Genomic DNA, 8,191 nt, shown 5'->3' on the forward strand with positions numbered 1-8,191 from the left:
GATCGACACGACCCACGGAGGTTCGCAATGAGCTGGCGCATGCCTGCCGAGACCGCCCCGCACGAGCGCACCTGGATGGCCTTCCCCCGCGCCGGCATCACCCTCGGCGACGACGCCGCCTCCGCCGAGGAGGCGTACGCCGCCTGGACGGCCGTGGCGCACGCCACCGCCGAGTTCGAGCCCGTCACGATGGTCGTCGACCCGAGCGAGCGCGAGCGCGCGGCCCGCATGCTCGGCTCGCACATCGAACAGGTGGAGGCTCCGCTCGACGAGTTCTGGATGCGCGACTTCGGCCCGACCTTCGTGGTCGACGACGAGCGCCCCGGCGTGCTGGGCGCCGTCGACTGGATCTTCAACGGCTGGGGCGACCCGGTGTGGTCCGAGTGGGAGAAGTCGGCCGGGATCGCCCGCTTCGTCGCCGAGCGCACCGGGGCCGAGCTGATCGACTCGCTGCTGGTGAACGAGGGCGGCGGCATCCACGTCGACGGCGACGGGACGGTTCTGGTCACCGAGACCGTGCAGCTCGACCCGCGCCGCAACAAGTACGCCGACAAGGCGCGCGTGGAGGCCGAGCTCGCCCGCACGATCGGCGCGACCCACGTGGTCTGGCTGCCGCGCGGCCTCACCCGCGACTACGACGACTTCGGGACCAACGGCCACGTCGACATCGTGGCCACCATCCCGTCGCCCGGTCGCCTGCTGCTGCACACGCAGCGCGACCCGGAGCACCCGGACTTCGCCGTGTCCCGCGAACTGCACGCAGTGCTCGCCGACACGACTGACGCCGCCGGCCGCCCGTGGGAGATCGTCGAACTGCCGGCGCCGGAGACCCTGCGCGACGGGGAGGGCTTCGTCGACTGGAGCTACGTGAACCACCTCGTCGTCAACGACGGCGTGATCGCGTGCGGCTTCGGCGAGCAGCGGGCCGACGCCGAGGCGACCGAGATCCTCGAGGCCGCCTACCCCGGTCGCCGGGTGAGCATGATCGACTCGCGGCCGATCTTCGAGCGCGGCGGCGGCATCCACTGCATCACGCAGCAGCAGCCCGCCCTGCCCGGCGCGGCGACCGGCTCGGCGGAGAGCACCCGATGACCGTCGACGTCGTCGAGGCCGGGATCGCCCGGCTGCGGGAGGCCCTGGAGCGCGGCGAGACCACGGCGGTCGAGCTCGTGGAGGCGTACCTCGCCCGGATCGACGCGTACGATTCGGCCGGGCCCCGGCTGAATGCGATCGCCGTGCGCGATCCCGGTGCTCTCGCCGCCGCGCGCGCGTCGGACGACCGTCGCGCCCGCGGCGAGACCCTCGGGCCGTTGGACGGCATCCCGTACACCGCCAAGGACAGCTACCTCGCCCGCGGCCTGACCGCCGCCGCCGGCTCGCCCGCCTTCGAACACCTCGTCGCGCAGCGGGACGCCTTCACGATCGAGCGGCTGCGAGCCGGCGGGGCCGTGCTGCTCGGCCTGACCAACATGCCGCCGATGGCGAACGGCGGGATGCAGCGCGGGGTCTACGGCCGGGCGGAGAGCCCGTACAACGCCGCCTACCTGCCCGCCGCGTTCGGCTCCGGCTCGTCCAACGGGTCGGGTGCGGCGACCGCCGCGAGCTTCGCCGCCTTCGGTCTGGGTGAGGAGACCTGGTCGTCCGGCCGTGCGCCGGCCTCCAACAACGCCCTCTGCGCCTACACGCCGTCGCGCGGGGTCATCTCGGTGCGCGGCAACTGGCCGCTGGTGCCGACGATGGATGTCGTCGTGCCGCACACCCGCACCATGGCCGATCTGCTCGAGGTCCTCGACGTCGTCGTCGCCGACGACACGGAGAAGCGCGGCGACTTCTGGCGCGTGCAGCCGTGGGTCGCCATCCCGCCGTCGTCCGAGCTGCGGCCGGCCTCGTACCCGGCCCTCGCCGCCGGAGCCTCCCTCGCGGGCAGGCGGCTCGGCGTCCCACGCATGTACATCGACGCCGACCCGGAGGCCGGAACGGGCACGGGCGGTCCCACCGGACAGGGCGGGATCGGCGGAGCGACCGGTCAGCGCATCGAGACCCGCGCCTCGGTGCTGGAGCTGTGGGAGAGTGCCCGTCGCACCCTCGAGGCCGCCGGGGCCGAGGTGGTCGAGGTCGACTTCCCTGTCGTCTCGAACTACGAGGGGGATCGCCCCGGCGCCCCGACCGTGTTCACCCGCGGCCTGGTCTCCCCCGAGTACCTGCACAGCGAGATCGTCGACCTCTCCGCGTGGGGCTGGGAGGACTTCCTGCAGGCCAACGGCGACCCGGCCCTCCGCACCCTCGCCGATGTCGACGGGGCCACGATCTTTCCGCCGCCGCCCGGCGCCCTCCCCGACCGCTACACGGGCTTCGACGACGACATCGCCGAGTACCCCGCCTGGGTGCGCGAGCATCGCGGGGCAGCGCTCGAGAGCATCCCGCACCTGGCCGACGGGCTCCGCGGACTGGAGGAGACGCGCCGCGTCGACCTCGAGCAGTGGATGGACGGCCTCGGCCTCGACGCCGTGATCTTCCCCGCCGTCGCCGACGTCGGCCCCGCCGACATGGACGTGAACCCCGACTCCGCCGACCTCGGCTGGCGCAACGGCGTCTGGGTCGCCAACGGCAACCTCGTGCCCCGTCACCTCGGCATCCCGACCGTCACCGTCCCGATGGGCACGATGGCCGACATCGGGATGCCCGTGGGGCTCACGTTCGCGGGCCGTGCGTGGGACGATGCGGCGCTGCTCGCGCTCGGCGCCGCCTTCGAGGCGACGCACCCGGCGCGCACGGCGCCGCCGCGCACTCCGCCCCTCTGAGGCGCCCTCCCGCCTCTCCCCCCTCCTCCTTACCGCTCCCTCCCCTCGCGATTTGGACCGAATGTCGACTCTGGCGAGCCCAGAGTCGACATTCGGTCCAAATCGCGGTGGTGCCGTCAGGGGGTCGGCGGGGTGGGCTCGGCGACCCGCGCGCGCATCCCGACGAACAGCAGGTAGCCGGCGAGCGACAGCTCCCAGGCGAACATCGGCGCGGCGGCCGCCCCGCCCGCCGGAGACACCTGCGGGAAGACCCCGTAGAGGATGGCCACGGCCGAAGCGAGCAACGAGGCGCAACCGATGAGGCCGAGGACGGGGATCCATCGCGGGACGAGCCGCGAGCGGAGCAGCAGGATCGCGAGCAGTGCGGTGCTGACCGTCAGAACGAGATTCGGGCCGAGCCAGAAGGTCGCGTCGTGCAGAGCGACCAACGCGGCAGCGATCGGACCGCCGCCCGATCCCTCCGGCAACGCGCCGAGAGCGAGCACGCTCGCGACGCCGGTGAGGATGACCGCGCCCTCGAGCGCGCGCAGGCCGACGTGCCCCAGCGCGAACGCCGGTCCCCAGCTCTTTACCACGGGGTACAGGCCGACGGCCGTTCCGACGACCGAGATCGCGAGAATCGCTTCGAGCAGCGCACCGGTCTGCGCCAGGGAGCGAACGCCCGTCCCGGAATCTCCCTGCAGAAGCGGTGCGTACAGCACGGTCGCCACGACCGACGTGACGTGGGTGACGAGGTAGAGCGCGCCGACGGCGATCGAGGTGCGTCTGAGGGGGGACATGAGTGCTCCTTCGTCAAGGTGTACGATGTACACCTTCGAACGATAGGTGTACGACGTACGCTTGTCAACGGGAGGCCCGCATGACGACGACGGACGAGGCCGGCGGCCGACGCATCCGGCTGAACCGGGAGGCCGTGCTGCAGCGCGCCGTAGAGCTGGCCGATGCCGAGTCCCTCGACGCCGTGAGCATGCGCCGCCTGGCGGGCGAGCTCGACGTGGTGCCGATGGCCCTCTACAAGCACGTCGCCGGCAAGGACGACCTGGCGGCCGGCATGCTCGACCTGGTCGTCCGCGGGATCGCGCCCGCCGACGCCCCCGACTCCGACTCCGATCCTGCGCAGTGGCGCCCGACCCTGCGCCGCCGCATCCTCGCCGCGCGCTCGTCCCTGATGCGCCACCCCTGGGCGCTGGCCGTCATCGAGTCGAGCACCACCCCGACCCCTGCCGTGCTGGACTACATGGAGGGGACGATCGCCGTCTTCCTGCACGGAGGGTTCTCGGCCGCCCTCACCCATCAGATCATGCACACCCTCGGGACCCGGATGTGGGGGTTCACGCACGAGCTCTTCCCGACCCCTCCGCCGGCCTCGCCCGCGGAGGCCGCGGAGGCCGCCGCCCGGCTCGCCGAGCGCTACCCGGGCATCCTTCGCATCGCGGGTGCCGCCCAGCACGGGCGAGAGACGATCCTGGGCCCGGGATGCGACGACCAGTACGAGTTCGAGTTCGCTCTCGACCTGCTGCTCGACGGCTTCGAGGCGCGCCGGAACGCCGAGGCGGGCGTCGCTACGCCGTGAGCCCGCATCCCTCGGTCGTGATGCGGTCGTCGGCGCCGACCTGGATGGTCACGATCGCGGGATCCGTGCGCCACGCGCCGAAGACGATCGAGCGGCCGGAGGCGTCGGTGATCGCGTAGGTGATCAGCCCCTCCCCCATCCCCGAGGTCTTGCGCGCCTCAGGGTGGGCCGTCACCAACTCGTCGACGGTGGAGCCGAGGCCGATTCCGTCGGCCGTGCGCGGGGCAGCACCGACCGCCACCGCGACGTCCGAGTCGAGGACGATGGAGGTGACGCCGTCGGCTGCGGACTCGCCGGTGCCGATGCGCAGGCCGGAGGGCGTCGAGACGAAGTCGAGGCCGCAGCCGTCGGCCGCCACCTCGGGCTCGAACGCGGCGAGCACGTCGTGCTGCGCGGCCGACGGCGTGCCGAGCACGAGCGGACCGACGCCGTCGAAGCCGATCGTCCAGGTGGCCGGATCCGACGGGTCGCCGGTGCCTGCGGCTCCCGCGCCGGCTCCGGTCGGCGGCGCCGTCGCCGCTCCCGGCCCATCAGGCGTGACGGCGACGAAACCGGGCGTCGGTCGCTCCGGCACGCAGCCGGTCAGCGCGAGCGCGAGCGCACCCGCCGCGAGCACCGCGGCGACGGACAGTGGACGGACTACCCCCATTGAGATCCCCCCTCGTGGATGTCCTCCTTGTCTACCAGATCCCTCGCTCGGCGGATCGGGATGCGCCTGACGGTGGATGACGTGGTCCTCCACCGCTGCGACGGTGGAGGAATGCCCCTCCCCCGACGACGCCTGTCCAGCACCGCCCTCAGCCTGACCGCCCTCCTCGCGCTCGCCTCGCTCGTCGCGCTCTCCGGATGCGCGGCGTCCACCGCATCCGGCACGCCCGCCCCCGGCGCCGCGACGCAGCAGGGGCCCCTCGACGACGCCGACGGGTACATCCCCGACGGCTCGTCACTCTCGCTGGACAGCGACAAGCCGGCCGTCCGTCACCTCACCCCCGCGCTGCTCGACGCCCTGCGGGAGGCCCAGAGCGTCGCCGCGGAGCGCGGCACCGAGATCACCATCGCCGACGGCTGGCGATCGGAGCGCTACCAGGAACACCTGTTCGCGGTCGCCGTCGCGCAGTACGGCAGCGAGGAGGAGGCCTCCCGCTGGGTCAAGCGCGGTCAGGATTCCGCACATGTCACCGGGGACGCCGTCGACATCGCGACGGCCGACGCCATGGACTTCCTCAACCGGTTCGGTGCGGAGTGGGGGCTCTGCCAGGTGTACGCGAACGAGATGTGGCACTTCGAACTGCGGACCGAGCCGGGCGGGGAGTGCCCACTGCCGGCCGCCGACGGGCGGGGGTGAACCGGGGGACAGCGAAGTTGCACGCGGTCCGCTACTGAGATCGACGGGTGGCGCTACCCCTATCGGGGGACAGGACTGCGGAGGCGTGGCCTCTGTGCCGTCAACGTTGAAATGTGCTTCGACAGCACGTTCCGTTTGCCCCGAGACGAGTTTGGACCCTCCATGAATCGAATCCTCCGTGCCGCCGTCCTCACGGCCGTCGTCGCAGTGGGTGCTGCCGTCGCCACACCGTCGGCCGCCAACGCTGCCACCCCCGTCTGGGAGATCAGGGTGGGTCATGTCTTCACCGGTGAGCCAGGGACGTTCCCCGCTGGCACCGAGGTGCGGGTGCACGTGACCCCGCTCGCCGAGGTCGACGGACACTGCCTCGCAGAGACCGTGGTCGGGCGTGGCGTCGCCGAACCCGACGGATCATACGCGATCCGGATGGATCGGACCGTGGCCGACGGGCTCGTCAATGTCGAGACATGCACCGACGATGTTGCGAAGGCGACGGCAACCGTGAGGCTCGTCGACAACCCGTTCGAGCCGACCTCACTGTCGGCAGGGGACGCTCTCCCGCTCGGTGCGGCCGTTACCGGAATCGGGAGCCCCGGTTCGACGGTCGAGGCACGCGACCAGGACGGAATGCTGCTCGGAACCGCGGTCGTCGGCACGGACGCCGCCTGGACCATGACCCCGACCGGTCTCGCGCAAGGCCCGCTGAACATCACGTTCACCCAGGACGCCAAGATGTTCGACATCGACGTCATCGTGGTCGAGGACTCCGAGTCCACCCCGCTCGTCGACCCGCTGATCGGCGGTGCCGCCGCGCTCACCTTCCTCAGCGTCGGCGCCCTCCACCTGCGCCGACGACGCTCGAACGCCATCGCCTGAGCCGCGACAGCCGCGTGGCTCCGCCCTTCCCTCTAAACTTGACGTCGTGTCCAAAGTCTTGAGCAGTCTCCCGGTCGGTGAACGAGTCGGCATCGCGTTCTCGGGGGGTCTCGACACCTCCTGCGCGGTCGCCTGGATGCGCGAGAAGGGTGCGATCCCCTGCACCTACACCGCCGACATCGGGCAGTACGACGAGCCGAACATCGGCGAGGTCCCCGGTCGCGCCCACGAGTACGGCGCCGAGATCGCGCGCCTGGTCGACGCGAAGGCGTCCCTCGTGGAGGAGGGCCTCATCGCCCTCCAGTGCGGAGCGTTCCACATCCGATCCGGCGGCAAGACGTACTTCAACACCACCCCCCTCGGTCGCGCGGTCACCGGCATCATGCTGGTGCGCGCGATGATGGAGGACGGCGTCGAGATCTGGGGCGACGGCTCCACCTACAAGGGCAACGACATCGAGCGGTTCTACCGCTACGGCCTCATCGCCAACCCGCGTCTGCGCATCTACAAGCCGTGGCTCGACTCGGCGTTCGTGGAGGAGCTCGGCGGCCGCACGGAGATGAGCGAGTGGCTCGTCGCCCGCGGCTTCCCGTACCGCGACGCGACCGAGAAGGCCTACTCGACCGACGCGAACATCTGGGGTGCGACCCACGAGGCGAAGCGGCTCGAGGAGCTCGACGCCGGTCTCGACATCGTCGACCCGATCATGGGCGTCGCCGCCTGGCGCGAAGACGTCGAGGTCGTGCCGGAGACGGTGTCCGTGCGCTTCGAGGCGGGCCGTCCGGTCGCCCTCAACGGCGTCGAGTTCCCGGATGCCGTCGCGCTCGTCCTCGAGGCGAACACGATCGGCGGCCGTCACGGCCTCGGCGCGTCCGACCAGATCGAGAACCGCATCATCGAGGCCAAGAGCCGCGGCATCTACGAGGCGCCGGGAATGGCCCTGCTGCACATCGCCTACGAGCGCCTCCTCAACGCCATCCACAACGAGGACACGGTCGCCAACTACCACAACGAGGGCCGCCGCCTCGGCCGCCTGATGTACGAGGGCCGCTGGCTCGACCCGCAGTCCCTCATGCTGCGCGAGTCGCTGCAGCGCTGGGTCGGCTCCGCGATCACCGGCGAGGTCACCCTGCGCCTGCGCCGTGGCGACGACTACACGATCCTCGACACCACCGGCCCCGCGCTCAGCTACCACCCGGACAAGCTGTCCATGGAGCGCGTCGGCAACGCCGCGTTCGGTCCGGCCGACCGCATCGGCCAGCTGACGATGCGCAACCTCGACATCGCCGACTCGCGCTCGCGCCTCGAGCAGTATGCCGCCTCGGGCCTCATCGGCGGCCCCACCGCCGAGCTCGTCGGCACCCTGGAGGCCGGCAGCGCCCGCGCCATCCTGGAGCTCGACGTCGACGAGACCGACGACGCGCTCTCCCGCGAGATCGACGCCAGCTCCGAGGGCGCCGCCTTCGACTCCGGCACCGACTGACGGACCCCTTCGCGAGACGTGAGTCGTTGGGGGGGGGGGCGCCCCCCCCCCCCCCCCCCCCCCCCCCACAACAACGGGGGGGGGCGGGATAGAAAAACGCCGGAGGAATATGG

General features: G+C 71.8%; 8 protein-coding genes. 6 read left to right on the forward strand and 2 right to left on the reverse strand.

Translation table 11 applies throughout. From position 1 onward, the window contains the following. Positions 1 to 27: 27 nt before the first annotated feature. Both ACFVU2_RS18305 and ACFVU2_RS18310 read left to right on the forward strand, forming a co-directional pair. Positions 28 to 1,092, forward strand: coding sequence for an agmatine/peptidylarginine deiminase (locus ACFVU2_RS18305; protein ID WP_387877333.1), 1,065 nt, complete (start codon positions 28 to 30; stop codon positions 1,090 to 1,092). Continuing rightward, on the forward strand, positions 1,089 to 2,801 hold the full coding sequence (locus ACFVU2_RS18310) for an amidase (RefSeq protein ID WP_387877336.1): 1,713 nt from the start codon (positions 1,089 to 1,091) through the stop codon (positions 2,799 to 2,801). The genes ACFVU2_RS18305 and ACFVU2_RS18310 overlap by 4 nt, the downstream gene beginning before the upstream one ends. Before the next feature lie 116 nt (positions 2,802 to 2,917). Here the strand turns inward: ACFVU2_RS18310 and ACFVU2_RS18315 are convergent, their stop codons facing one another. Then, positions 2,918 to 3,580: a DUF4386 domain-containing protein gene (locus tag ACFVU2_RS18315; RefSeq protein ID WP_387877339.1), complete on the reverse strand. Its 663-nt coding sequence runs from the start codon at positions 3,578 to 3,580 to the stop codon at positions 2,918 to 2,920. An 80-nt stretch (positions 3,581 to 3,660) separates the two neighbouring features. On the opposite strand from ACFVU2_RS18315, the gene ACFVU2_RS18320 reads away from it, so the two are divergent. Next, positions 3,661 to 4,374, forward strand: a complete 714-nt coding sequence (locus tag ACFVU2_RS18320; RefSeq protein WP_387877341.1) for a TetR/AcrR family transcriptional regulator — start codon at positions 3,661 to 3,663, stop codon at positions 4,372 to 4,374. Here the strand turns inward: ACFVU2_RS18320 and ACFVU2_RS18325 are convergent. Further along, positions 4,364 to 5,023 carry a hypothetical protein gene (locus tag ACFVU2_RS18325; protein WP_387877344.1) on the reverse strand — a complete coding sequence of 220 codons (660 nt, stop codon included), beginning with the start codon at positions 5,021 to 5,023 and terminating at the stop codon, positions 4,364 to 4,366. The two genes, ACFVU2_RS18320 and ACFVU2_RS18325, sit on opposite strands and share 11 nt — an antisense overlap. A gap of 27 nt (positions 5,024 to 5,050) precedes the next feature. On the opposite strand from ACFVU2_RS18325, the gene ACFVU2_RS18330 reads away from it, so the two are divergent. The 3 genes from ACFVU2_RS18330 (at position 5,051) to argG (ending at position 8,078) form a co-directional block, all read left to right on the forward strand. Then, a complete protein-coding gene (locus tag ACFVU2_RS18330; RefSeq protein ID WP_387877345.1) occupies positions 5,051 to 5,719 on the forward strand; it encodes a M15 family metallopeptidase in 669 nt (222 codons plus the stop codon). Positions 5,720 to 5,881: 162 nt separating this feature from the next. Further along, positions 5,882 to 6,595 carry a hypothetical protein gene (locus tag ACFVU2_RS18335; RefSeq protein ID WP_387877347.1) on the forward strand — a complete coding sequence of 238 codons (714 nt, stop codon included), beginning with the start codon at positions 5,882 to 5,884 and terminating at the stop codon, positions 6,593 to 6,595. Positions 6,596 to 6,641: 46 nt separating this feature from the next. After that, positions 6,642 to 8,078: an argininosuccinate synthase gene (argG, locus tag ACFVU2_RS18340; protein WP_387877350.1), complete on the forward strand. Its 1,437-nt coding sequence runs from the start codon at positions 6,642 to 6,644 to the stop codon at positions 8,076 to 8,078. Positions 8,079 to 8,191: the final 113 nt, after the last annotated feature.

It is taken from the genome of Leifsonia sp. NPDC058194 (assembly GCF_042883605.1).
GTDB lineage: Bacteria > Actinomycetota > Actinomycetes > Actinomycetales > Microbacteriaceae > Leifsonia.

Excerpts from the sequence above, each read along its gene's own strand:
- ACFVU2_RS18305 (WP_387877333.1), top strand. The coding sequence starts at position 28 with ATGAGCTGGCGCATGCCTGCCGAGACCGCCCCGCACGAGCGCACCTGG.
- ACFVU2_RS18310 (WP_387877336.1), top strand. The coding sequence starts at position 1,089 with ATGACCGTCGACGTCGTCGAGGCCGGGATCGCCCGGCTGCGGGAGGCC.
- ACFVU2_RS18315 (WP_387877339.1), bottom strand. The coding sequence starts at position 3,580 with ATGTCCCCCCTCAGACGCACCTCGATCGCCGTCGGCGCGCTCTACCTC.
- ACFVU2_RS18320 (WP_387877341.1), top strand. The coding sequence starts at position 3,661 with ATGACGACGACGGACGAGGCCGGCGGCCGACGCATCCGGCTGAACCGG.
- ACFVU2_RS18325 (WP_387877344.1), bottom strand. The coding sequence starts at position 5,023 with ATGGGGGTAGTCCGTCCACTGTCCGTCGCCGCGGTGCTCGCGGCGGGT.
- ACFVU2_RS18335 (WP_387877347.1), top strand. The coding sequence starts at position 5,882 with ATGAATCGAATCCTCCGTGCCGCCGTCCTCACGGCCGTCGTCGCAGTG.